Genomic DNA, 22358 nt, shown 5'->3' on the forward strand with positions numbered 1-22358 from the left:
CGTGGCATTCATCGGCATCGAGGTCCTGAAGCTTCCTGATGCCGGCGACAGGCACGTGCTGGCCGCGGCGATCAAGGCCAACGCCCAAGTCATCGTCACCGAGAACCTGAACGACTTCCCGGCGGATGCGCTGGGTGGATGGAACCTCGAGGCCATGAGTGCTGATGAGTTCCTGCTGGACCTCATCGACCTCGACCAGCAGGCGGTCTACGCCCAGGTTCAGCGCATGGCCGATACCTGGAAGAACCCACCGGGCACCGTGGACGACGTCCTGAACGCACTCGAACACCTCGGCTTGCTCGGCACAGTCGCCGCCCTTCGCGGCTGACGACTGACTCCGGCCGGGGGAACTCCCGGCGACAGAGGAGCGGCGTGGGTCGGCGTACCTGGTCAGGCGTAGCGGATGCCTAGGCCGCCGTCTACGGACCAGTTGGCGCCGGTGACGAAGGCGGCGGCTGGGGAGGCCAGGAAGCAGACGACTTCGGCGACGTTCTCGGGGGTGCCGATGCGGCCGAGGGGGTGGACCTGGAGGGCGGAGTCGCGGGCGCCGGGGATGGTGTCGAAGAACTCTTCGAGCAGGTCGGTGCCGATGAAGCCGGGGCTGACGGCGTTGACGCGGACGTCGTGCGGGGCGACGTCGAGGGCGAGGCTGCGGGTCATGCCGACCAGGCCGGACTTCGCCGCGGCGTACGGGAACATGCCGGCGGTGGTCAGGTTCGAGTGGATCGAGGCGATGTTGACGATCGAGCCGTGCCGGGCGGCGATCATCGCGGGCAGTACCTGGCGCGCCATCAGCCAGGCGCCTTTGAGGTCTACGTCGAAGACGCTGTCCCACTCCTCGACGGTCATCTGAGTGGCGTCGGCGTACGCGTTCTTGCCGGCGTTGTTGACGAGCACGGTGATCGGCCTGCCGAGCTCCTCGGTCAACTCGGCGACGGATCGGCGGACGGAGTCCTCGTCGGTGATGTCGCCGACCGCGGCAGCCACCGTCGCGCCGGTCTTCCTGATCTCCTCCGTGGTGCCGGCGAGCTCATCAGCCAGTATGTCGAGCAGCGCGACCGCGGCGCCTTCCTCGGCTGCCTTGGCGGCTACTGCGCGGCCGATACCCCGGGCGGCGCCGGTGACCAGCACTACCTCGTCCGTCAGACGTCCAGACACTGCTGCCTCCTCCATCGGTGTAGAAGCACCCTAGTGCCCGTAGCTCCCCACCCGGGGCACCTGCGGCGGAATCTCTCGCATAGTGTTCGGCGGCCGCGCACATAAGACCTGATGCTTGTCAGCCGTGACCGGCGCTCGAAGCCGGTGTTCTTGCCCACATCCACGGCTGAGCAAGCCCTGCGAGTGAGCCGACTCACCCGGTGGAGGGAGGAAGGCTGACCGCTGCGGGAGCAGTGTGGATCTCGTGACCACAGTGGTGGGACCGAGGGTGGCGGCGCCGGCGAAACGCTCGACCGGCGCGCGGATCAAGGACGTGCTGGCGGTGGGTCGCCCGGCGTTCTGGGTAGTGTCGGTAGTTCCTTACTACGTAGGGATTCTGCTGGCCACACATCGGTTGGTGCCGCCCGTCGAGGACTGGCCCCGGTTGCTGATCGGCGCAGTTGTGATGGGCCCGCTGCTGTGGCTGGCGGTGCTGGCGATCAACGACGCGTACGACCTGCCGGGCGACCTGCTGAACCCCCGGAAGTCGAAGTCACCGCTCCTGGATGGCCGCGTCACACTCACGGGCGCCAAGCAAGTCGCGATCGCGGCCGGGATTGCCTCGATCGCCGTGGGCCTGCTCGTCGGTGTCGTGTTCACCCTGGGCGTCGTGCTCGCCCTGGTGCTCGGCTGGGCGTACAGCGTGCCGCCGGTGCGGCTGAAGACGCGGGCCGGGTTCGACGTCGCCGTGAATTCCCTTGCCCTGGGCACCTTCGGCCCGCTCGCCGGCTGGGCCGCGGTGAACCCGGACCTCAGCGACTTCCCGTGGCTGATGGCATTGCAGGGCACGTTGGCCGCGATCGGGCTCTACCTCCCGACCACGCTCGCCGATCTCGAGGCGGATCGCGCCGCGGGCTACCGGACGATCGCGGTTCGCCTCGGCGCGAGTACGACGTACCGGCTGGGCTTCGCGTTCTGGATCGCGGCCGCCGGGCTGTCCGTAGTACTCGCCGCGCTCGACGCGGTGATTCCGCGGAGCATGCTGGCGCTGGAGATCGTGATGGTGCCGGTGCTCGTCGCGGCGTACCGGCGGTTGATCGGGCCGGGGATGACCTTCAAGGGTGTCGTCGTACTCGCGTCGCTTTTCCTGTTCCCCTGTGGCACGTTCGCGCTGACGTACACCGGCGTGCTCTGAGCACTCACACATCCCGGCCGCGGTCCGTTCTACGGGTATGGACTTCGACTGGCAGAAGCTGACCGCGGAACTCGACGAGCACGGCTGCGCGCTCACACCGCCCCTGCTCACGCCCGAGCAGTGCACCGAGATCTCCGGCCTGTACGACGAGGTGCACCGGTTCCGCTCCACGATCGACATGGCCCGCTACCGGTTCGGCTCGGGGCAGTACCGGTACTTCGACCACCCGCTGCCCGAGGTGATCACCGAACTGAGGGAGGCGTTCTATCCGCACCTGCTGCCGATCGCGCGCGACTGGGCCGCGCGGCTGGGGCGACCCGCGCCCTGGCCCGACACGCTCGACGAGTGGCTCGACGCCTGTCACCAGGCCGGGCAGGTCAAGCCGACGCCGATCCTGCTCAAGTACCAGGCCGGCGACTGGAATGCGTTGCACCGCGATCTGTACGGCGACCTGGTGTTCCCGCTGCAGGTGGTGATCGGGCTGGACCGGCCGGGCGTGGATCACGTCGGCGGCGAGTTCCTCCTGGTCGAGCAGCGGCCGCGCGCGCAGTCCCGCGGTACGGTCACGTCCTTGCCGCAGGGGCACGGGCTGATCTTCACCACTCGCGACCGCCCGGTGAAGTCCGCGCGCGGCTGGTCCGCGTCTCCGGTGCGGCACGGCGTGAGCGCGGTCCGGTCAGGACTCCGCCACACGCTGGGCCTGGTTTTCCACGACGCCGCGTGAGCTGATCCGTTCCTGGAAGGACCGCTGGGAGACTGCTGCAACCACCTCAGCCAGGACTCGACCGAGCGGTACCGACAGCTCAGCGTCCAACTCAGCCATAGCGGCCGTCGTCGCCTTCCACTCGGCCTCGATGGTCGGCAGCAGTTCGCGCGTCTTGTCGGTGAGGTGGACGATCCGCTGCCGGGCGTCCGAGCCGGGTTGCAGGGTCACGAATCCGGCGCGCTGCAACTGCGCGACCGTCTGGCTCGCGGCTGAGTGCGTCACTCCGACCGCAGTCGCCAGGTCGCGGATCGACAACGGGCCCTCGGCAACGATCGTGCGGACGATCGGCGAGAACCGCGGCCGGTATTCCGGCAGGCCGAGCTCCAGGTAGACCTTCGCCACGTCCCCGTCGAGCAACTCGAGCACATGCCGCAATTGAGTGCCGATCGCGCCGTCCATGGTAGTAATCTAACAGCACTGTTATATCCAGCATCACGGAGGCCCCTCGATGTACCCGGCGGACACGGAACCGTACGACCACGGCATGCTCGACGTCGGAGACGGCCAGCTCGTCTACTGGGAGGTCTGCGGCAACCCCGACGGCAAGCCCGCGGTCGTGCTGCACGGTGGACCTGGCTCCGGCGCCCGGCCGTTCTGGCGCGGCTACTTCGACCCGGCGAAGTACAAGGTTGTGCTGTTCGACCAGCGCGGCTGCGGGCGCAGTACGCCGGACGCCGCCGAGCCGGACGCGGACCTCAGCACCAACACCACCTGGCACCTGGTCGCGGACCTCGAGCAGTTGCGCGAGCACCTCGGCATCGAGAAGTGGCTCATCCTCGGGGCATCGTGGGGAGCCACCCTGGCCTTCACGTACGCCGAGCAGCACCCGTCGTCGGTCTCCGAGATCGTCCTGTTCAGCGTCACCAGCACGACTCCCCGCGAGGTCGAGTGGATCACCCGCGACATGGGCCGCATCTTCCCCGAGGAGTGGGCCCGCTTCCGCGACGTCGTACCGGAGGACGAGCGGGACGGGAACCTCGCCCTGGCCTACTCCCGCCTGCTGCACGACCCGGATCCGGCCGTCCGCGACCGAGCGGCCCGGGCCTGGTGCGAATGGGAGGACACCCATGTCGCGACGTACTCCGGTTACCAGCCGGACCCGCGCTACGAAGACCCCGTACTGCGACTCCGCTTCGCGCGGCTGGTCTCGCACTACTGGGGACACGCGGCCTGGGTGGAAGACGGTGCACTGCTCCGCGATGCCGGGAAGCTGGCGGGCATCCCCGGCGTACTGATCACCGGGCGGCTCGACATCAGCAGCCCGCCGGACACCGCGTGGCACCTGGCGCAGGCGTGGCCCGACGCCGAGTTGCACATCGTCGGGGATGCCGGCCACGGGGCGAGCAGCGCGAGTGTTTCCGACCTAGTGCTGGCCGCGATCGACCGCTTCGCCGGCTGACTCAGGCATCGCCACCGGCCGGATCGGCGGCAGAAAAGTTGATCGCTCATCTTTACAACGATTGATCGCGCCTGGACCCTGTTGGGATGACGGTGACCCGGACTGATCTCGAGTCGGACTACAGCCTCGACCGCGACGCGATCGCGCGGTTCGCCGAGCACGGGTTCGTCAAGCTGAAGAACGTGCTCAGCCCGGAGACCGTCACGCGGTACGAGCCGGAGATCACCGGCAAGGTGATCGAGTTGAACACCCAGGACCTGCCGCTGGAGGAGCGCGACACCTACGGCAAGGCGTTCCTGCAGGTGACGAACCTCTGGCAGGACAGCGAGCAGGTGCTCGAGTTCGTCTCGTCGCCGCGGCTGGCCCGCATCGCGGCGCAACTGCTCGGCGTCCGGTCGGTCCGGCTGTACCACGACCAGGCGCTCTACAAGGAGTCCGGCGGCGGGGTGACGCCATGGCACGCCGACCAGTACTACTGGCCGTTCGCCACGGATCGGTGCGTGACGGTGTGGATCCCGCTGCAGGAGACACCGCTGGAGATGGGACCGCTGGCCTTCGCCTCTGGGAGTCACACCTTCGAGCACGGGCGGGACCTGCCCATCAGCGACGAGTCCGAGCGGGTGCTGCAGAAGGCGCTGGCCGAGCAGTCGTTCCCAGAAGTCGTCGAACCGTACGAACTGGGCGAGGTGAGCTACCACCTCGGCTGGACGTTCCACCACGCGGCGCCGAACGGTACCGACATACCGCGGCGGGTGATGACGATCATCTACGTGGACGCGGCGATGGAGATCGCGCCGCCGGCCAACAACTTCCAGGAGGCCGACCTGGCCGCCTGGATGCCGGGCAACGCGGCCGGCGAGACGATCTCGTCCCCGCTGAACCCGGTCCTGTACGCCGGCTGACCCGGCTCAGCTCCGGCTTCACTCACCACCCCGCGAAGCTGACTTGGGTCAGAGGCGGCTGCGCATCTCGGCGTCGAAGGAGTCCTGCAGCGCCTTCATCGCAGCCGCCTCGGCAGGATCCGCGAACAACTCGGGCAGCGTCGCCGGATCGACGTCGTACAGGTGGGTCTGGAGCCACCAGATGTTGCCCTGCGGGTCCTTGATCCGGCAGCCGCGATCGCCGACGATCCTCGACGTGGTCAGCTCGGTCACCACCGTCGCACCCGCCTCCAGAGCCCGCGCCAGCACCGTGTCCACGTCGTCCACGTACACACTGAGCAAGCTCGGCGTGGCCGGCCAGTCCGGCCGCGCGTCGAACGCCATCAGTACCGAGTCGCCGACCGTGACCTCTGCGTGCCCGATCGTCCCGTCCTCGTTCAACACCCGGAACGCCTTCTCGGTCTCGAACGTGCGCTCCACGAACTCGAGCCAGGCCGCCGCGCCCCGAACAGAGACGTACGGCGTGACAGTGCCCTTACCACCGGGATTCTTCGTCATGCCTCCAGTCTCACGAAGGTAGAGGACGGATTGTGTCCTCTACCTTCACCGATCACTCGAGGGCGCGACTCAGGCGCACCCGCTGGTTCGGGTGAGAGTGCGCATGGCAGCCAGGACCTGACGATCGGTGGGGGCGGGTGTGGCCGGGGTGGGACCGGGGGCCCGGAGACCGTCGAGGACGTAGGAGAGGTGGCGCCGCCAGGCGGTGGGTGCGGCGTCGGCCGTTCGCTGGATCAGGCCGGCGCCCGCCATCAGGATCAGTACTACGTCCGCGTGGCCGAAGTCGGCGCGCAGGACACCCGCGTCCTGGGCGTTGTCGATCAACTGGTTGAGGTTGTCGAATGCGATCCCGCGGAGCTCGGCCAACTCCCCTTTGCCACTGATCGACGCGGTGAGCAGATCGGCCAGGGCGCGGTTGCTCGCCTGGAGTTCGCCCAGGAAGACCAGGTGACCGGCGAACGCGCTCCATGGGTCGGGTTCGGCCAGGGCGCGTTCGCTGGCATCGACAACCTGCCGGAGGGTGTCGAGGAAGACCGCGGCGATCAGATCCCGGCGAACCGGGAAACGGCGGTAGAGGGTGGCGTTGCCGACGCCCGCGCGGCGGGCGATCTCGTCCAGAGGCGCATCGAGACCGCGCTCGGCGAAGACGGCCCGCGCGGTCTCGACGAGGAGCCGGCGGTTGCGCTCGGCATCGGCCCGCAGGTTCTCGGTCGGCATGGCGCCAGCATACGGGGCTAAGTGAGGAGCAGTCCCCGCTATCGGTGGTACCGTCGGCGCTAAGCAGGACCAATCCCCGGTAGTGACTTCGAAGGTGGCTGCAGATGGCTCGCGCATTGGCGATTGCGGGACGCGACGAGAAGCCCGCGATCCAGGAAGTACCGACCCAGACCCCCGAGGCAGGTCAAGTCCGGGTCGCGGTCGAGGCTGCGTCGGTGAACGGGATCGACGCGGCGACGGCGGCGGGATACCTGTGGGACCTGCTGCCGCACACCTTCCCGGTCGCCCTGGGCCGCGACTTCGCCGGCCGCGTCGAGGCAGTCGGCGACGGCGTCACCAACGTCCAGGTCGGAGATCGGGTGGCCGGGGCGATCACCGGGATGAACCCGGGCAAGGGCGCAATCGCCGACAGCGTGACGGTCGACGCAGGCACGACCGCCGTGATCCCCGAAGCCGTCAGCTCGAGCCAGGCGGCCGGGCTCGGCCTCGTCGGCCTCACCGCGACCGCTCTGCTCGACGCCCTGAAGCTCACCGCCGATGACACGGTCCTGGTGTCCGGCGCGACCGGCGGAGTCGGAGCGATCGCAGTACAGCTGGCCGCCGCGACAGGGGCGAAGGTGATCGGCACGGCTCGCCCCGGAGCGGCCGCCTTCGTTCGCGGCTTGGGCGCGCACGAGGTCGTCGACTACACCGGCGACCTCAGCGCCGCCGTCCAGGCAGTCGCACCGGACGGCGTGACCGCCGTCATCCACGCGGCCGGCGACCCCGCCACCGTGGCCGGGGTCCTCCAGCCAGGCGGACGGCTGGCGTCAGCGCAGGGAGCGACCCCGGAGCAGACCGGTCGCGAGGACATCACCGTCCTCCCGGTGATGGCGGACGCAACCAGCGAGCAACTCGCGAAGTTGCTCAAGGCAACGGCTGACGGCAGCCTCCAGGTCCCGGTCGCCCACACCTACACCTTCGACGAGGCACCCCAGGCCGTCACCGACTTCGGCAACCACAAACTCGGCAAACTGGTCATCACCATCCGCTGATCCGCGGCGCACAGCCGCGGCGGAAGCTAGGACGCCGCCGAGTTGTAGCGGCCGGCGAGGTTGATGGCCGCCTCCTTCAGTTCGGGTGGGCCGACGAATTCGAGGTCGGTCTCGAACATGCCGAAGGTGGCGGCCAGGCCGGTCCAGGACCACCCGTTCAGGGTGAGGCGGCAGGACGTCGCGGTGACCTCCTCCACGAGGGCCTCGCGGCCCGCCCAGCGGGCGATGTCCGAGGCCTTCGCCTGCAGGATGGCCGTACCGCGGCACGGCCACTGGTCCCGGCTCTGGAAACGACTCGAGATGTACGTCGCGACGTCGGGCGCGGGGAGTTCACGCGGGGTGAAGCGCGGCCCGGTCGGGGTCTTCGGCAACATCCGGTCCACCCGGAAGGTGCGCCAGTCGTTCCGGTCCAGGTCCCAGCCGACCAGGTACCACCGGCCGCCCCAGGTCACCAGATGGTGCGGCTCGACCCGACGCGGCGGCACCCACTCGTCCTCCGATGTACCAGGAGACGCGTAGTCGAAGCGCATTACCTCGCGGGCGCGGAGCGCGGTACCGATCGCGATCAGGTGTTCGGAGTCCACCTTGATCCGGCGCGAATCGGCGTACCGGTCGACCGTGGTGACCTGCAGCGCGTCGACACGTTGCCGTAGTCGCGCGGGCATCACCTGGCGGACCGTGGCGAGCGCGCGCAGGGCGCCTTCCTCGATGCCGGTCACGGTGGTCGTCGCGGTCTGCAGCGCGACGGCGACCGCGATCGCCTGGTCGTCGTCGAACAGCAGCGGAGGCAGGTCGGCGCCCGCGTCGAGGCGGTAGCCGCCGTCGGGCCCCTTGGTCGCCCGCACCGGGTAACCGAGGTCGCGCAGCCGGTCGACGTCGCGGCGGACCGTGCGCGGGCTCACTTCCAGCCGTTCGGCCAGCAGCGCGCCCGGCCAGTCGCGGCGCGCCTGGAGCAGGGACAGCAGCGAGAGAAGTCGAGCCGAGGTTTCGGACATGACCTCAGGTTGCCACGGGTGACGGCCAGAACCTGTCCTCTACTCCTGGAAATGTCGTCCCCAAGAACCCCGACGAAGGAGACGACCCGTGATCAGCACCCGAGAGCTCACGAAGGACTTCGTGGTGAGTCGCACCGAGACAGTGCACGCGGTCCGCGGCATCAGCCTGGACGTCGAACCGGGCGAACTCGTCGCCGTGCTCGGCCCCAACGGTGCCGGCAAGACCACCACGCTGCGGATGCTCACCACCCTGATCGCCCCGACCTCCGGCACCGCGAAGGTCGCCGGGTACGACGTTGCCGCCGAGCCCGGCCAGGTCCGCCGGCAGATCGGGTACGTCGGCCAGGGCAACGGCGCCGGGCATTCCCAGCGGGTCGGCGACGAGTTGTACGGCCAGGGCGTCATCTACGGCCTCGACCGGCGCGCGGCCCGACAGCGGGCGGAGGAACTGCTGGAGTCGCTCGAACTGAAGGACCTCGCGCGCCGCAAGGTGTCCGACCTGTCCGGGGGTCAGCGTCGCCGGCTGGACGTCGCGATGGGCCTGGTGCACGCGCCCGGCCTGCTCTTCCTGGACGAGCCGTCGACCGGCCTCGACCCACAGAACCGCGCGAACCTGTGGGACCACATCCTGCGGATGCGCGAGCAGTACTCGATGACGATCGTGCTGACCACGCACTACCTTGACGAGGCCGACTCGATGGCCGAGCGGGTAGTCGTGGTGGACCACGGCGAGGTGATCGCGGACGATACCGCCGACGCCCTGAAGGCAAGGCTGGCCGGCGACCTGCTCCAGCTGACCGTTGCCCCTGGCAACCTGCAGGAGCTGGCCCGGCTGGCGGACAAGTTGCCCGGCGCGAAGGATCTGATGGCCGAGAGCGACCGGATCACCGTGCGGGTCGCGGATGGCCCGACAGCGTTGCCCGAACTGATCACCGCCGCCCAGCACGCCGGCGTACCGGTCGCGACCGCGCAGGTGCACCGGCCGACGCTCGACGACGTCTTCCTCAACCTCACCGGCCGCAGCCTGCGTGAGGCCGACTCCACCGGAAAGGCCGCGGCATGACCACCCTGACCGCTTCTTCCGTGCACCTCGGTACGCCGGCCGCCGCGGGGCGCCGGAGTCTGCTCCGCGACACCGGCATCGTGATGACCCGCGAACTGAAGCCGGTACTGCGCGACCCGTTCTCCTTGCTCTTCGGGATGATCCAGCCGCTGATCTTTCTCGGCCTCTTCGGGCCGCTGCTGGCCGGGTCGATGGGCGGGTCGCTCGACGGAGGCGTCTGGCAGTGGTTCGTGCCGGCGATCCTGGTGATGACGACCTTGTTCGGCACCTCGGCGACCGGGGCGAACCTGCTCTTCGAGTTCCAGACCGGGGCGCACGAGCGGATGATGGTGACGCCGCTGAGCCGGTCGTCACTGCTGGTCGGCCGGGCGCTGAAGGAGATGGTCCCGCTGCTCGGCCAGGCGGTGATCGTGATCGCGGTGATGGTGCCGTTCGGGTTCGACCTGCACCTGGACGGCGCGATCCTCGGGCTCGCGTTGCTGGCGGTGTTCGGGATCGGGCTGGGCTCGTTCAGCTACGCGCTGGCGATCGCGGTACGCAAGCAGGACTGGATGTTCTGGGTGGTACAGCAGACGTTCCTGTTCCCGCTGATGATCCTGTCGGGGATGCTGCTGCCGCTGGAGATCGGGCCGGAGTGGATGCGGGTCGCATCGAAGTTCAACCCGCTCTCGTACCTGGTCGACGCGGAGCGTGCGCTGTTCTCGGGTGACGTCACTTCGATGGCGGTGCTCTGGGGCTGGCTCGCCGCACTGATCACCGTTGCCCTCGGGCTCACCGTCGGCATCCGGACCATGTTGCGCTCGGCAACGTGAGGCTGCGGCGCTAGCGGTGCTTGGCTGCTAGGAGTGTGGCGTTTGTCGTGAGTTTTCAGGCGGCCTGTGCGAGGCGTTCGTGGTCGATGCGGCTGCGGACGTGGCGGTCGATGGGTGGCCAGGCTTGTCGTATCTCGGTGGGGGCCGGGGGGTTGGTCGGCGGCGAGGGGGGCTGAGGAGGCGGTCGTGGACTTTGGTGTAGAAGATCGCGACTCGTTGTCCGTCGGGTGTGAGGTCGTAGGTGTTGGTCCGTTGCCGTCGTGGGGTGAGCCGGTTGAGGCGGAGGCGGGCGAGGTCGTCACCGTCGCCATCGCCCAGACTGCCCCGCGCCATGACACCCACGCCAGCCCCACACTCGGCGGTCAGACGCGAAGCCTCCCTGGTGCTCTGGGGGTTCGCTGCCTCCTGTGGGGGTTCGCCCACTGTTCTGACAGTGGGCGAACCCCCTCAGCGCAGGCGGAGCACACTCTTCGGCTGCGCGGGCGAGGTTTCGCGCCCTCCGGGGGTCCGCTAGCGCTGTGGGGGTTCGCTGCTCCTCGGGGGGTTACCCCACTGCTCTGACAGTGGGCGAACCCCCACAGCACGGGTAGAGCACACTCTGCGGCTGCGCAGGCGAGGTTTCGCGCCCTCCAGGGGTCCGCTAGCGGTGCTTGGCCGCTAGGAGTGTGGCGTTCAAGCACCGCTAGAGTTTCTGCAGTGCGTCGTGCATGCCTTGCTCGGCGTCGTCGCCGAGCTTCTTGAACTGGCCCTTGAGCAGCGGCTGGGCCAGCCGGGTCCCGCCCTTGAACTCGAACTCGGCGCGATACGTCACCTCGGTCCCACCACCACCGACCACGCGGAACGTCATCGTGTCGAGCGCGGTGACGGTCTTGTTCTCCCCGCGCAGCTGGAAGATCCGGCCGGGCTCGAGCTGCTGCACGACGTACTCCAGCTCGGTCTCCCGACCCGCGAACGACGAGGTGTTCCGGTACTTCGTTCCCGGGCCGCCATCGCCTTCGACCCTGACCGTCCGCACGGTGCCGGGATCCCACTCGGTCGTCGTCTCGAAGTCGGCCAGATAGCCGAAAACCGCCGCGACCGGCCGATCCACGGTGATGACGCGCTCGATGGTGATCACCTCGCCAACGCTACCGGCCGCATAAGTTTCGCAGAATCTTCAGCGTTCGGTGACCGCCAGTATCTCGGGAATGGCCACGTGCCAGGTCTGCTCGGGGAGCTCGTGGCCCGCGCCTTCGAGCAGAACCAGGCGAGCGCCTGGCACCTCCCGAGCCATGGCCTCTGCGTGACCGACGGGGAACAGCGGATCCTCGGTGCCGTGCAGCACGAGGGCCGGTACTGCGATCTCCCCCAGCCGCGGGCGGACCGGGTCGCCGCCGTCGATGATCCAGTGGTTCGTCATCGCCGCCGCGAGGTTGTTCGTCCGCGCGATCATCGTGGCGTTGAGCTCGCGCCGCGCGGGTTCGTCGTACGGGAAGGTGCCGGCGAAGATCTGCTCACCCTCGATCAGCGCGTCGAGCGCGGCTTCGGGGTCCGACCAGTCCGGGTCAGGGCTCTCATCGGCGAAGACGGCCTGGAGCTTCTCGGACATCGGCGGCAGGTCCGGGTTCGACGCGCCGCCCGGGCCGCCCGGACTGGTCGAGATGAACGTCACCGAGGCGACCCGATCCGGATGGTCGAGCACGAGCCGCTGCGCGATCCCGCCGCCCATCGAGATCCCGACGACGTGCGCCCGGCTGATGCCGAGGGTGTCGAGGACGCCGACCGCGTCCCCGACCAGGTCAGCCTGCGTGTACTGCGGTTTGCCGGGCTCGTAGCTGACGGATCGCCCGGTGTCGCGCTGGTCGTACCGGATCACGAACCGGCCGGCCGCGGCGAGGCGTTCGCAGAAGGGGACCTCCCAGAAGTCCATCGAGGCGGCGGCGCCGTGGATCAGCAGGATCGCCGGATCGGTCGCCTGGCCGAAGGTCTCGACACACAACTCGACCTCGTTGGCTCGCACCTGCTGTTCCATTGTTCGCGCCGCCCCTCGCCTCGTCGAGTTCAGACCATAACCGCGCGACGGATCAGTACCGCGGGTGTTGCAGCGACGCCTGGTGTTGCGCCGGGGCCGAACTGGGCTGGCTGCCCACGCCGGCATTGAGGGCGAGGCCGAAGGCGATCACCCCCAGCAGGCAGGCCACCGCACGGACGTTGTTGGCCGGGTTCCACTTGGCCAGGTAGTTCAACCACTCGGTTGCTCCCGCGGCGGAATTCGGGTCGAGCGCGGCCAGCTTGTCGTTCAGCGGGATGTTGACCGCGAAGCTGAGCACCATCACGCCGACCAGGTAGAGCGCCGCTCCGGCCAGCAGCCACCACCGGCCGGGGTTGTCCCGGACGAACGCCAGCACCGCGAGCGCCAGACAGATCAGCGCCGTCCCGACGAAGATCAGCAGGAAGAGCGGGTTCTGGATCCTGACGTTGATGAGGTTCATCGCGGTCGCGCCCTGACCGGGTGGCATCCGCTCGAGTGAGCTCATCACCGTGGTGCCGAAGGCGAAGAACAGGCCACCCATCAGGCCCACCCCACCGAGTGCGGCCAGGGTGAGGATCTTGGTGACGTTCATACCGACCACACTCCCGTCTTCGCGGTCTCCCGCGCCCAGTCCGCGAAGTCTCGCGGCGCCCGGCCGAGAACCTGCTGAACTCCTTCCGACACGTACTCCGAGCGGTGGTTGCGGATCACCGCGAACAGGTCGCGGACGGACTCCGCGTCCTCCCGCGGTACGCCGTACTCGACCATCTCGGCGACGTGCTGCTCCGGTTCGAGGTCGACCGAGGTGATCGGCCGGCCCGTCGCGGTGGAGAGCTCGGCCGCCACCTCGGCCAGGGTGAGCGTGCGCGGCCCGGACAGCGAGTAGGTCTCGCCGGTGTGCCGCTCGTCGAGGAGGGCGGCGGCCATCACGTCGCCGACGTCGTTCGTGTCGATCCAGGCTTCGGCACCGTCACCGGCCGACAACCGGATCTCCCCCGCCTGCACATAGTCGAGCATGAAGTCCTCGCTGAACCCCTGCATGAACCACGCGGGCCGGACGATGGTCCAGTCGGCGCCGCTGTCCTTGACCGCGTGCTCCAGCTCGAGGCCGCTCTCGTAGACCGCGAACTCGCGGCCCGGGCTGCCGACACCACGGCCGGACAGCAGGACCACTCGGCGCAGCCCTTCGGAGGCCGCCTGCTTGATGAACTTGCCCGCCTGGGCAAGCCCGGTGGGCCCGACCGGCGGAGCCAGGTACGCCGTGTCGATGCCGGCGACCGTGCCGGCCCAGGTGTTCTCGTCGTACCAGTCGAAAGGCTGCTCGCTCGAACGCGACGCCAGCCGGACCGGGAGCTGCCGGGCGTCGAGCTGCTCGACGACGCGGCGTCCGGTCTTGCCTTTACCACTCAGGATCAGAATCGGTGTGTTTGTCATGGCCTCAGTCCATCGCGAACGGATGAGACAAACCATGGTTGTCTGGCGCAATTCCATGTCTGTGCGTCTCAACCTGGAGTAGGGTGGCCGCTATGGACGTCCTCGACGATCTGCTGGCCGGCACCCGGGCACGGGGCGGCGTGTTCAACCTGACGATCATGGATCCGCCCTGGGCGCTGGACATACGCGACGCCGCGCAACTCGCGCTGGCCACCTTGGTTCGCGGGTCGGCCTGGATCTCCCGGGCCGGGCTGCAGCCGGTCCGGATGGAGGAGGGCGACGTCGCGGTGATCGTCGGCCCCGAGCCGTACGTCGTCGGCGACGAGCCCGGCACGCAGCCACAGTTGCGGATCCACCCGGGGGGTATCTGCGAACCGTTGCCTGGGGCGCCTATTGACTACAGCGCCCGGCTCGGAGTCCGGACCTTCGGCGGGCGGCCTGGGGGCGCCGCGATGGTTGTCAGCGGCACCTACCAGCTCGAGGGCGACGTCAGCAGGCGGTTGCTCGCGGCGCTGCCACCGGTGCTGGTGGTCCCGGCGGCCGAGGTCGCCGGCCCGGTGATGGAGATGGTGCTCGGCGAGATCCAGCGGGACGAGCCGGGCCAGCAGTCCGTGCTCGACCGGTGGCTCGACCTCGCGCTGATCACCACGCTGCGAGCCTGGTTCGCGCGGCCGGAATCACACGCCCCAGGGTGGTACCAGGCGCAGAGCGACCCGGTCGTGGGCCAGGCGTTGCGCCTGCTGCACGAGGACCCGGCGTACCCGTGGAGCGTTGCCGAGCTGGCCGATCGCACCGGGGTGTCACGAGCCAGCCTGGCCCGGCGGTTCAGCGGGTTGGTCGGAGAAGCACCGATGGCCTACCTCACCGGCTGGCGGATCACCCTGGCCGCGGACCTGTTGCGCGAGACCACGGACACGGTCGAGTCGATCGCGCGCCGCGTGGGCTACGCGAACGCCTTCGCCCTGAGCGTCGCCTTCAAACGCGTTCGCGGCACCAGCCCGACTGCACACCGCCGGGCCGCCGCCGCCTAGCCGCTGAGTGCCGTCGTCTAGCTGGTCGTGGCGTCGATGAAGGCCAGCGCCTGCGGCCAGGAGAGCTTGAACGCCTCGGCGTTGACCTCCTGGTCGTGGCGGCCGCGATCCGAGAACCCGTGATCCGCGCCTGGATAGAAGTGCGTGATCGTGGCACCGGTCGGCCGCGCCTGCAACGCAGTCTGCACCGCCTCGAAATCAGCCACCGGCACGATGGTGTCGGCGCTCGGGTAGAGCACCATCACCGGCGCGGTGATCCCACCCACCTCGGCGACTGAGTCGTACGAGTGCTGCGGCGCGAGCTTCGACGGCACCGTCGGGTGGTACGCGATCACGTTCGCCAGCCGATGCTCCCTGGCTCCCAGCAACAGCGCCAACCGCCCGCCCAGGCACCAGCCCATCGTGCCCGCCTTCTGACAGCCGAGGTCGCCGAGAAGGTGATCCAGCAACGCGACCTGCTCGGCGAGCACGGTGTCGTCGTTCATCTCGCGCAGCAGCCCTGACAACTCCTCTCGCGACGAGTTGTCGGTGCTGCGGCCCTTGAACGGATCCCAGACCAGCGCGGTGATCCCCCGGCCGGCGAGCTCGTCCGCCCAGTCGCGGACCTGCTCACCGATGCCGGTGATCATCGGCAGCAACAACATCCCCGGCCCACCCTCAGCATCCGCCGGCCTCGCCAGGTAGGCGCCGAGGTCTCCCACAGTGACAGTCGCCGTCTCGATCATGAGCCGCACGTTAGCCGACAGACCGGGGCGGATGTCAGGCCCGCTGGGCCTTGAGCATCCGGAAACCGGCGAGGTTGACGAGAACCAGGATGATCGCGGCGAAGACCAGCAGCGCGACCTGCTCCGGGAGCACGGCGATCCCGACGCCGATGGCGAGCACCGGCAGCGCGAGTCCGGCGTACGCGATCAGGAAGAGGGCGGCAAGCACCTCGCCACGCGAACCCGGATCGGCCAGCGACCCGGCGGTCGCGACGGCGCCCCGGAAGACCAGGCCGACACCCGCGCCGGCGACGACCCCGCCGATCACGAACAGCCACAGGCTGGAGATCAGGCCGCCGACGGCGATCCCGACGAGGCCGGCGGACATGGACGCGAGCCCGAGCCGCAACTGCTGCTGCCTCTCCAGCCGCACGAACACCACCTGGCTGGTCGCACCCGCGACGAACACTACGAACGTCACAACCCCGGCGAGCAGCCGCGACGTGTGGTGCAAGGTGCCCGCCAGGAACGTCGGCGCCAGCGAGGTGAACAACCCGAAGATGGCGAAGGCGGCGAACGCGCCGGCCGCGGTCGCGAAGAACAGCGGCTTCGCGTCGGCCGGCAGTGCCACCCGCTGCGGCCGGTACGCCGGACGCTCCTCCAGTCGTTCCACCGTCTCCGGCACGAGCGCGATCCCCACCGCGCTGAGTAGCAGCAACACCAGGAACAACTCGTACGGCCGGTCCAACGGCGCCGACACGTACTGCGCGAGCAGGCCGCCGATGAGCGGCCCGAACGCCAGGCCGCCGAGGTTCACCATGCTCGAGATCAACGCCGACCTGCTCCCGTCCTCCTGAGGCCGGGAGATCTGCCGGAGCTCGGACAGATGCGCGGTCGCCGTCGCGGTCAGTATTCCGACCCCGACGCCGGAGACGAACCGTGCCAGGAGCAGACCGGGCACGTCCTGCCAGACCAGGAAGATCACCGCGGCCAGCGCCTCGGCCAGGACCGCGAGCAGCGCGACCCGGCGACGGCCGAGCCAGTCGCTGACGTGGCCGGCCAGGTAGAGGCTGGCCATCACGCCGACCGCGTAGGTGGCGAAGATGACCGTGATCAGGAACGTCGGGAACCCGTCCCGGCGCTGGTAGATCGCGTAGAGCGGGGTCGGGACGGTGGAGAACGCCATCGTGATCAGGAACGCGGCGGCGATCATCCAGAACCCTGTGCTGTGGGCGAACCGCACGGGCGTGCCCGCCTTGTCGAGCGCACGAGGGCCGGAAAGAGTTGTCATACTTCTAGACTCACTCGCCGGATCTATCGAGTCCAACGAATCTTCTTGCATCGTGTTATCGCTCTGACCGATAATTCCAGTCGTGGACTCGAGACAACTGGAGTACTTCGTCGCCGTCGCCGAGGAGTTGAGCTTCACCCGCGCGGCGCAGCGGCTCTTCACGGTCCAGTCCACCGTGTCCGCCGCGGTCCGGGCGCTGGAGACGGACCTGAAGACCACGCTGTTCGACCGATCCACCCGACGGGTCACGCTGTCGGATGCCGGCCAGGCGCTGCTGCCCGAGGCGAAGGCCGCACTGGAGGCGATCGATCGGGCTCGCGCGGTGGTCGAGGAGGCCTCCACCGGACTCCGCGGCAATGTCCGGATCGGCACGATGACGAAGCTCGGCCTGGTCGATCTGGCCGAACTGCTCGGCGCCTTCTACCAGCGCTACCCGCTCGTCGAGGTGCAGGTGACGACCTCGCCGACCGGTTCCAGCGGACTCGCCGACGACGTCAGGCACGGCCGGCTCGACGTCGCCCTGGTCGGCTTGAACCGCGGGGACATGCCCGGGCTCGAACCACGCGAACTGGCGACGGTGCCGTTCGTCGTCCTGGTTCCGTCGAACCACCGGCTCGCCGGCAGAGGGGCGATCCGGTTGGCGGACCTGGCCGGCGAGCGGTTCGTCGACATGTTGCGGGGATTCGGCAACCGGACGACGGTCGACCGCGCGTTCGACAACGCCGGTCTGCCGCGACGGGTACAGGTGGAGGTCCCGGACCTGACCACCGTGCCGGACTACGTGCGTGCCGGGCTGGGCGTCGCCGTCATACCGGAGCTCGACCGGGACGAGGTGGCCGGCGTGACGCGGCTGCGGATCACCGACGTGGACCTCAGTTGGACGTTGTCCGCGGTCACCCTCAGCGGCCGACGCCCGAGCCGGGCGGCCACCGCCCTGCTCGACCTGATGACGGCCGCTATCCACCCCGGTAGCACCTATCTGTAGGAGATCCGGCAGCGGGTGGGAATACTGAGGCGGCAATCATTGTTGTTAGGTCATCAAGGGGATCTACCATCGGTAGGCCACCCATCCTGGGCACCTTTGCAACGGATCGTCCGGCACGTTCCTGCCGGCGAAGGAAAGGAAGCGCGACATGGCAACTGTCTCGTTCAAGGGAGCTACCCGGGTCTACCCGGGCACTGAAACCCCGGCCGTCGACAAGCTCGACCTGGACATCCAGGACGGCGAGTTCATGGTTCTGGTCGGACCGTCCGGTTCCGGCAAGTCCACCGCACTGCGGATGCTGGCCGGCCTGGAAGAGGTCAACGAAGGCTCGATTTACATCGGGGACAGAGACGTCACCAACAGCCCGCCGAAAGAGCGCGACATCGCGATGGTGTTCCAGAACTACGCGCTCTACCCGCACATGTCCGTCGCGGACAACATGGGCTTCGCCCTCAAGATGCAGGGCATCCACAAGGAGGAGCGCGCCAAGCGCGTCCAGGAGGCGGCGAAGCTGCTCGGCCTGGAGGAGTACCTCGAGCGCAAGCCGAAGGCACTGTCCGGCGGCCAGCGCCAGCGCGTCGCGATGGGCCGCGCGATCGTACGTGACCCGCAGGTCTTCCTGATGGACGAGCCGCTGTCGAACCTCGACGCGAAGCTCCGGGTCCAGACCCGCACCCAGATCGCCGAGCTCCAGCACCGCCTGGGCGTCACCACGGTCTACGTGACGCACGACCAGATCGAGGCGATGACGATGGGCGACCGGGTCGCCGTGCTGAAGGACGGTCTGCTCCAGCAGGTCGACACCCCGCTGAACCTGTACGACGCCCCGCAGAACCTCTTCGTGGCCGGCTTCATGGGCTCCCCCGCGATGAACCTGATCGAGGCCGAGATCACCGACAGCGGCGCGAAGATCGGCGACTACGTGGTCCCGATCGAGCGCTCCGTGCTCGCCAAGGCCGGCGACGACAAGACGCTGATGCTGGGCATCCGCCCGGAGGCGTTCCACCTCGCTGACGAAGGCGTGCCGGTCCGGGTCGCCGTGGTCGAGGAACTCGGCTCGGACGCGTACCTCTACGGCAGCGCCGAGCACACCACCGGCCAGCAGATCATCGCCCGCATCGGCACCCGGATGCACGCCGAGAAGGGCGCGCTGGTCCACCTCGCCCCGCAGCCCGACAAGCTGCACCTGTTCTCCACCTCCACCGAACAGCGCCTGACCGCCTGACAGCGGCCGACGCACGACCCGCAGTACGGCTTTCCAGGCTCGACACGTACTGCGTACCCGGCCCCGGACGGTTCTCCGTCCGGGGCCGCGGTGCGTCTACGGTGATCCGATGGCGCAGATGTGGGAGGTGGGTGAGCCAGGGGTTGTGCGGCTGCCGTCTGGCCGGCTGATCCGCGGCCGCGGGCTCCGGAATCCCTTGCCCGCCGGGCAGACGCCGACCTTCGGGGTCTACCTGCTGGGCAAGGAACCGCCCGAGGTGAGCTGGGAGTCACGCTGGCTCCGGTGGCCGGACTTCCGCCTTCCGGCCGACGCCGTCGTGGCTCGGGCGACCTTCGTGGAAGTGCTGGAACGCGCCGACACCGACCGGGTGGAATTCGCCTGCGGCGGTGGTCGTGGTCGCACCGGCACCGCCCTCGCCTGCCTCGCCGTGCTCGACGGCGTCCCCTCAGCCGAGGCAGTGGAGTTCGTCCGCCGCAACTACGACCCCAAGGCCGTCGAAACCCCCTGGCAGAAGCGCTACGTCCGCCGCTTCGCTTGATCCCGCGGAATCAGGCGCCGGTGGCTCCACCGCCGCGCGGCGTTTCGGCGTACAGGGATCCCAGCATGCTGAGGGAGTCGGCGTCCTTGCTGCCGGTGGCCGCGGTTCCGACCAGCAGGTACTGGCCTGGTGCGCCCTGGACGTCGAAGGTCTGGTAGGTCAGCGTGAGCCGGCCGACGTCGGGGTGGTTGAACGTCTTGGACTTGCTGCCCAGGCTGCTGACTCCGTGGTCCTGCCAGAGCTCGGCGAAGTCCTTGCTGCTGGCAAGGAGTTCGTTCACCACGGCGGCGACGCCGGGATCCTCGCTCGAGGCGAGCCGGAGTGCCTCGACCGAATCACGCGCGACCTGGTGCCAGTCGGCGAACAGCTCGCGTGCGGCCGGGTCGTGGAAGAGCGTACGGATCATGTTGTAGGGATCGGCCAGCGAGGAGAGCAATGCGTCGGCCAGCCGGTTCGAGGCGAGCACCTGCAGGCGGCGATTGATGACGTAGGCAACGGACGTCGGGAAGGCGTCCATCAGCTGCAGCAGCGCCGGGTCGACGGTCTCCCGCTGCCCCTCCTCCGGCCGCGGAACCAGCCCGGCCAGACGGTAGGCGTGCCAGCGAGCATCCATGCTGAGCTGGAGAGCTCGGGCGATCGCGTCCACCACCTGACCTGAAGGGTTTCGCTCGCGGCCCTGCTCCAGGCGGGTGTAGTAGTCGGCGCTGACGCATGCCAGGACGGCGACCTCCTCGCGCCTCAGGCCCGCGACCCGGCGAGCACGGGAGGTCGGCAGTCCCACATCCACCGGACTCAACTGCGCACGCCTCGCCTGCAGGAACTCGCCCAACTCGCTCACCACCCGAGGGTAGTCGGCGACCTCACGGATACTGGCGCAGTGGAGGTCTCTGAGCAGGGAACGGGCGAGCGGGCGGGCTACCGGCGATCGGCAGGGTCGGCGCGCGGCGAGGCCCGCCGCCGCGAACTGCTCGACCGGGTGACCGACGACCTCGGCGTCAACGGGCTGGTCGACTTCTCGCTCCGGCGCGCGGCCCGGGCGGCCGGCACCACCCACAAAGTGCTGCTCTACCACTTCGACGGACCCGAGGACCTGCTCACCCAGGCGGTACTGCAGCTGCGCGAGCGGCGGATCAGCAGGAGCATGGCGGCCGCTGCCGAAGCCCTGGCCGGCCCGACGCTCGCCGCCCGGGTCCAGGCGATCTGGCCGATTCTGATCGGCGAGGAGTCCTGGGTCCTCGACCAGGCGATCGGCCTGGCCATGTACGACCCCGCCCGGTACGCCGAGCTGGCCCGGAACGCCTCGAAGCAGTACCTGCCCTCGCTCTTCTCGCTCTGCCCAGAGCACTGGTCCGAGGAGCGCAAGCTCGAAGTGGCGGAGATGATCCTCGGCACCCTGCGGGGATTCCTGGTCGAGTGGCGGACCAGCGGTGACGGTCCTGGGATCCAGGCCGGCTTCAACGCACTCCTCCGCGCCTTGGACCGCGAAGAGGCCTCCTCCTGAGGAGCACCGGCGCTCCGCAGTACCGCGGCGGCCGCGGTCCGGAGTACGGGCATGGACAGTTTGCGAACCGCGTGGTTCACTTTTGGACAGGGGTCAACTCCGGACAGAGGATCGGTGGGGCGGATGCGCGAGAAGGTTCGGTTCGTCAGTGGGGACGTCGAGTGCGTCGCCTGGCACTACCCGGGGACGAATGGTGGCTGTGTGGTGATGGCCGGCGGGTTCGCGGTAACCAAGGAGCCCGGCACCGAAAAGTTCGCGGAGCGGTTCCACCAGGCCGGGTTCTCCGTGCTGGCGTTCGACTACCGGCATCTCGGCGAGAGCGGCGGTCAGCCGCGCCAGGTCGCCAGGGTGCGCGAACAACTCGCGGACTGGCAGGCCGCCATCGGCTTCGCCGCGAGCTTGCCCGAGGTCGACCCGGCGAAGATCGCCATCTGGGCGTTCTCCTTGTCCGGTGGCTACATCTTCCAAGTCGCGGCGCGGAATCCGCACCTAGCGGCGGCGATCGCGCAGACGCCGAACGCGGACGGCCCGGCGGCCTCGCGGAACGCGATCCGGTACCAGAAGCCACTCGCCATGCTCCGCTTCACCGTCCGAGGGATCCTCGACGCGCTCGGCAGTCTCATCGGACGTCGGCCGCTGCTCGTGCCGTTGGTCGGTCAGCCAGGTACCGTCGCGCTCCTCACCACACCGGACGCCATCAGCGGCGGCGATCTGGCGCTCAACCCGGACAACAAGTACCCGGACTGGCAGCAGGCTGTCGCCGCGCGCTCGGCGCTTCGCGTCACGCTGTATCGACCCGGCCGCTTCGCGTCTCGGGTGCAGGTGCCGCTGATGGTGCTCGTCTGCGACCAGGACAAGTCAGCCCTCGCCGAGCCCGCTGTGAAAGCCGCGGGACGCGCGCCCCGAGGAGAGTTGGTCCGCCTGTCCGGTGGTCACTACGAACCTTTCCTCACCGCCCATCAGGAAGCCGTCGAAGCCGAACTCGCCTTCCTTCACCGCCACCTCCTGGAAGACAAGCCCCTGCCGGCAGTTGGTCAAGAGCTGACTTCCTAGGTGTGCGGCACCCAGGAAGACTCGTCCT

General features: G+C 69.0%; 26 protein-coding genes. 14 read left to right on the top strand and 12 right to left on the bottom strand.

The genetic code is table 11. The features are described from left to right. Position 1 precedes the first annotated feature (1 nt). Positions 2-328 (top strand): hypothetical protein, encoded by a 327-nt coding sequence (locus tag ACFPJ1_RS05430; protein WP_380101743.1) that lies wholly within the window; start codon positions 2-4, stop codon positions 326-328. 62 nt (positions 329-390) lie between these two features. Here the strand turns inward: ACFPJ1_RS05430 and ACFPJ1_RS05435 are convergent, their stop codons facing one another. After that, positions 391-1158, bottom strand: coding sequence for an SDR family NAD(P)-dependent oxidoreductase (locus tag ACFPJ1_RS05435; protein ID WP_380101744.1), 768 nt, complete (start codon positions 1156-1158; stop codon positions 391-393). 244 nt (positions 1159-1402) lie between these two features. On the opposite strand from ACFPJ1_RS05435, the gene ACFPJ1_RS05440 reads away from it, so the two are divergent. Together ACFPJ1_RS05440 and ACFPJ1_RS05445 are read left to right on the top strand one after the other, a co-directional pair. Then, positions 1403-2332, top strand: a complete 930-nt coding sequence (locus tag ACFPJ1_RS05440) for a UbiA prenyltransferase family protein (RefSeq protein ID WP_380101745.1) — start codon at positions 1403-1405, stop codon at positions 2330-2332. Positions 2333-2369: 37 nt separating this feature from the next. Then, a complete protein-coding gene (locus tag ACFPJ1_RS05445) occupies positions 2370-3056 on the top strand; it encodes a 2OG-Fe(II) oxygenase (protein WP_380101747.1) in 687 nt (228 codons plus the stop codon). Here ACFPJ1_RS05445 and ACFPJ1_RS05450 read toward each other — a convergent pair. Further along, positions 3009-3497 (bottom strand): MarR family winged helix-turn-helix transcriptional regulator, encoded by a 489-nt coding sequence (locus tag ACFPJ1_RS05450; protein WP_380101748.1) that lies wholly within the window; start codon positions 3495-3497, stop codon positions 3009-3011. The two genes, ACFPJ1_RS05445 and ACFPJ1_RS05450, sit on opposite strands and share 48 nt — an antisense overlap. 49 nt (positions 3498-3546) lie before the next feature. On the opposite strand from ACFPJ1_RS05450, the gene pip reads away from it, so the two are divergent. Both pip and ACFPJ1_RS05460 read left to right on the top strand, forming a co-directional pair. Next, positions 3547-4497: a prolyl aminopeptidase gene (pip, locus tag ACFPJ1_RS05455; protein WP_380101750.1), complete on the top strand. Its 951-nt coding sequence runs from the start codon at positions 3547-3549 to the stop codon at positions 4495-4497. 86 nt (positions 4498-4583) lie between these two features. Continuing rightward, complete coding sequence (locus tag ACFPJ1_RS05460) at positions 4584-5399, top strand: phytanoyl-CoA dioxygenase family protein (protein ID WP_380101751.1); 816 nt, start codon at positions 4584-4586, stop codon at positions 5397-5399. Positions 5400-5447: 48 nt separating this feature from the next. On the opposite strand, the gene ACFPJ1_RS05465 is transcribed toward ACFPJ1_RS05460, so the two are convergent. Both ACFPJ1_RS05465 and ACFPJ1_RS05470 read right to left on the bottom strand, forming a co-directional pair. After that, positions 5448-5936: a VOC family protein gene (locus ACFPJ1_RS05465; protein WP_380101753.1), complete on the bottom strand. Its 489-nt coding sequence runs from the start codon at positions 5934-5936 to the stop codon at positions 5448-5450. A gap of 69 nt (positions 5937-6005) precedes the next feature. Further along, positions 6006-6653 (bottom strand): TetR/AcrR family transcriptional regulator, encoded by a 648-nt coding sequence (locus tag ACFPJ1_RS05470; RefSeq protein WP_380101754.1) that lies wholly within the window; start codon positions 6651-6653, stop codon positions 6006-6008. A 104-nt stretch (positions 6654-6757) separates the two neighbouring features. On the opposite strand from ACFPJ1_RS05470, the gene ACFPJ1_RS05475 reads away from it, so the two are divergent. After that, positions 6758-7687, top strand: a complete 930-nt coding sequence (locus ACFPJ1_RS05475; protein ID WP_380101755.1) for an NADP-dependent oxidoreductase — start codon at positions 6758-6760, stop codon at positions 7685-7687. Between the two features lie 26 nt (positions 7688-7713). Here the strand turns inward: ACFPJ1_RS05475 and ACFPJ1_RS05480 are convergent, their stop codons facing one another. After that, positions 7714-8682 (bottom strand): helix-turn-helix transcriptional regulator, encoded by a 969-nt coding sequence (locus ACFPJ1_RS05480; protein WP_380101756.1) that lies wholly within the window; start codon positions 8680-8682, stop codon positions 7714-7716. A gap of 88 nt (positions 8683-8770) precedes the next feature. Between ACFPJ1_RS05480 and ACFPJ1_RS05485 the strand changes: the two genes are divergently transcribed. Beyond that, entirely contained in the window at positions 8771-9745 is a 975-nt protein-coding gene (locus ACFPJ1_RS05485; protein ID WP_380101758.1) for an ATP-binding cassette domain-containing protein, read from the top strand. Continuing rightward, entirely contained in the window at positions 9742-10557 is an 816-nt protein-coding gene (locus ACFPJ1_RS05490; protein ID WP_380101760.1) for an ABC transporter permease, read from the top strand. Before ACFPJ1_RS05485 ends, ACFPJ1_RS05490 begins: the two co-directional genes overlap by 4 nt. Before the next feature lie 682 nt (positions 10558-11239). Here ACFPJ1_RS05490 and ACFPJ1_RS05495 read toward each other — a convergent pair. The 4 genes from ACFPJ1_RS05495 to ACFPJ1_RS05510 form a co-directional block, all read right to left on the bottom strand. Continuing rightward, positions 11240-11674 (bottom strand): SRPBCC family protein, encoded by a 435-nt coding sequence (locus tag ACFPJ1_RS05495; RefSeq protein ID WP_380101761.1) that lies wholly within the window; start codon positions 11672-11674, stop codon positions 11240-11242. A 39-nt stretch (positions 11675-11713) separates the two neighbouring features. Beyond that, complete coding sequence (locus tag ACFPJ1_RS05500; protein ID WP_380101763.1) at positions 11714-12556, bottom strand: alpha/beta fold hydrolase; 843 nt, start codon at positions 12554-12556, stop codon at positions 11714-11716. Between the two features lie 64 nt (positions 12557-12620). Next, complete coding sequence (locus ACFPJ1_RS05505) at positions 12621-13160, bottom strand: anthrone oxygenase family protein (protein WP_380101764.1); 540 nt, start codon at positions 13158-13160, stop codon at positions 12621-12623. Further along, entirely contained in the window at positions 13157-14002 is an 846-nt protein-coding gene (locus ACFPJ1_RS05510; protein ID WP_380101765.1) for an NAD(P)H-binding protein, read from the bottom strand. Before ACFPJ1_RS05510 ends, ACFPJ1_RS05505 begins: the two co-directional genes overlap by 4 nt. Before the next feature lie 92 nt (positions 14003-14094). Between ACFPJ1_RS05510 and ACFPJ1_RS05515 the strand changes: the two genes are divergently transcribed. Further along, entirely contained in the window at positions 14095-15033 is a 939-nt protein-coding gene (locus ACFPJ1_RS05515) for an AraC family transcriptional regulator (RefSeq protein WP_380101766.1), read from the top strand. A gap of 17 nt (positions 15034-15050) precedes the next feature. On the opposite strand, the gene ACFPJ1_RS05520 is transcribed toward ACFPJ1_RS05515, so the two are convergent. Beyond that, a complete protein-coding gene (locus ACFPJ1_RS05520; RefSeq protein ID WP_380101767.1) occupies positions 15051-15758 on the bottom strand; it encodes a dienelactone hydrolase family protein in 708 nt (235 codons plus the stop codon). 34 nt (positions 15759-15792) lie between these two features. Continuing rightward, on the bottom strand, positions 15793-17028 hold the full coding sequence (locus tag ACFPJ1_RS05525) for an MFS transporter (protein ID WP_380101768.1): 1236 nt from the start codon (positions 17026-17028) through the stop codon (positions 15793-15795). A gap of 82 nt (positions 17029-17110) precedes the next feature. On the opposite strand from ACFPJ1_RS05525, the gene ACFPJ1_RS05530 reads away from it, so the two are divergent. The 3 genes from ACFPJ1_RS05530 (at position 17111) to ACFPJ1_RS05540 (ending at position 19776) form a co-directional block, all read left to right on the top strand. Further along, on the top strand, positions 17111-18013 hold the full coding sequence (locus ACFPJ1_RS05530) for a LysR family transcriptional regulator (RefSeq protein WP_380101769.1): 903 nt from the start codon (positions 17111-17113) through the stop codon (positions 18011-18013). A gap of 148 nt (positions 18014-18161) precedes the next feature. After that, positions 18162-19238 carry an ABC transporter ATP-binding protein gene (locus ACFPJ1_RS05535; RefSeq protein ID WP_380101770.1) on the top strand — a complete coding sequence of 359 codons (1077 nt, stop codon included), beginning with the start codon at positions 18162-18164 and terminating at the stop codon, positions 19236-19238. A 109-nt stretch (positions 19239-19347) separates the two neighbouring features. Beyond that, the gene (locus tag ACFPJ1_RS05540) at positions 19348-19776 is read left to right on the top strand and encodes a protein-tyrosine phosphatase family protein (RefSeq protein WP_380101771.1); all 429 of its coding nucleotides are present in this window, start codon (positions 19348-19350) and stop codon (positions 19774-19776) included. Positions 19777-19786: 10 nt separating this feature from the next. On the opposite strand, the gene ACFPJ1_RS05545 is transcribed toward ACFPJ1_RS05540, so the two are convergent. Then, positions 19787-20614 (bottom strand): helix-turn-helix domain-containing protein, encoded by an 828-nt coding sequence (locus ACFPJ1_RS05545; RefSeq protein WP_380101772.1) that lies wholly within the window; start codon positions 20612-20614, stop codon positions 19787-19789. A gap of 39 nt (positions 20615-20653) precedes the next feature. Between ACFPJ1_RS05545 and ACFPJ1_RS05550 the strand changes: the two genes are divergently transcribed. Then, a complete protein-coding gene (locus ACFPJ1_RS05550) occupies positions 20654-21277 on the top strand; it encodes a TetR/AcrR family transcriptional regulator (RefSeq protein ID WP_380101773.1) in 624 nt (207 codons plus the stop codon). A gap of 123 nt (positions 21278-21400) precedes the next feature. Next, on the top strand, positions 21401-22330 hold the full coding sequence (locus ACFPJ1_RS05555) for an alpha/beta hydrolase (protein WP_380101774.1): 930 nt from the start codon (positions 21401-21403) through the stop codon (positions 22328-22330). Positions 22331-22358: the final 28 nt, after the last annotated feature.

Origin of the sequence: Kribbella qitaiheensis, assembly GCF_042657745.1 — a bacterium.
In the GTDB taxonomy this organism is placed as follows: domain Bacteria; phylum Actinomycetota; class Actinomycetes; order Propionibacteriales; family Kribbellaceae; genus Kribbella; species Kribbella qitaiheensis.

What these genes read in the sequence shown, in the direction of transcription:
- ACFPJ1_RS05540 (WP_380101771.1), top strand. Translation starts at nt 19,348, where the DNA reads ATGGCGCAGATGTGGGAGGTGGGTGAGCCAGGGGTTGTGCGGCTGCCG.
- ACFPJ1_RS05445 (WP_380101747.1), top strand. Translation starts at nt 2,370, where the DNA reads ATGGACTTCGACTGGCAGAAGCTGACCGCGGAACTCGACGAGCACGGC.
- ACFPJ1_RS05555 (WP_380101774.1), top strand. Translation starts at nt 21,401, where the DNA reads ATGCGCGAGAAGGTTCGGTTCGTCAGTGGGGACGTCGAGTGCGTCGCC.
- ACFPJ1_RS05460 (WP_380101751.1), top strand. Translation starts at nt 4,584, where the DNA reads ATGACGGTGACCCGGACTGATCTCGAGTCGGACTACAGCCTCGACCGC.
- ACFPJ1_RS05535 (WP_380101770.1), top strand. Translation starts at nt 18,162, where the DNA reads ATGGCAACTGTCTCGTTCAAGGGAGCTACCCGGGTCTACCCGGGCACT.
- ACFPJ1_RS05475 (WP_380101755.1), top strand. Translation starts at nt 6,758, where the DNA reads ATGGCTCGCGCATTGGCGATTGCGGGACGCGACGAGAAGCCCGCGATC.
- ACFPJ1_RS05525 (WP_380101768.1), bottom strand. Translation starts at nt 17,028, where the DNA reads ATGACAACTCTTTCCGGCCCTCGTGCGCTCGACAAGGCGGGCACGCCC.
- ACFPJ1_RS05490 (WP_380101760.1), top strand. Translation starts at nt 9,742, where the DNA reads ATGACCACCCTGACCGCTTCTTCCGTGCACCTCGGTACGCCGGCCGCC.
- ACFPJ1_RS05465 (WP_380101753.1), bottom strand. Translation starts at nt 5,936, where the DNA reads ATGACGAAGAATCCCGGTGGTAAGGGCACTGTCACGCCGTACGTCTCT.
- ACFPJ1_RS05450 (WP_380101748.1), bottom strand. Translation starts at nt 3,497, where the DNA reads ATGGACGGCGCGATCGGCACTCAATTGCGGCATGTGCTCGAGTTGCTC.
- ACFPJ1_RS05515 (WP_380101766.1), top strand. Translation starts at nt 14,095, where the DNA reads ATGGACGTCCTCGACGATCTGCTGGCCGGCACCCGGGCACGGGGCGGC.
- ACFPJ1_RS05480 (WP_380101756.1), bottom strand. Translation starts at nt 8,682, where the DNA reads ATGTCCGAAACCTCGGCTCGACTTCTCTCGCTGCTGTCCCTGCTCCAG.
- ACFPJ1_RS05510 (WP_380101765.1), bottom strand. Translation starts at nt 14,002, where the DNA reads ATGACAAACACACCGATTCTGATCCTGAGTGGTAAAGGCAAGACCGGA.
- ACFPJ1_RS05505 (WP_380101764.1), bottom strand. Translation starts at nt 13,160, where the DNA reads ATGAACGTCACCAAGATCCTCACCCTGGCCGCACTCGGTGGGGTGGGC.
- ACFPJ1_RS05520 (WP_380101767.1), bottom strand. Translation starts at nt 15,758, where the DNA reads ATGATCGAGACGGCGACTGTCACTGTGGGAGACCTCGGCGCCTACCTG.
- pip (WP_380101750.1), top strand. Translation starts at nt 3,547, where the DNA reads ATGTACCCGGCGGACACGGAACCGTACGACCACGGCATGCTCGACGTC.
- ACFPJ1_RS05470 (WP_380101754.1), bottom strand. Translation starts at nt 6,653, where the DNA reads ATGCCGACCGAGAACCTGCGGGCCGATGCCGAGCGCAACCGCCGGCTC.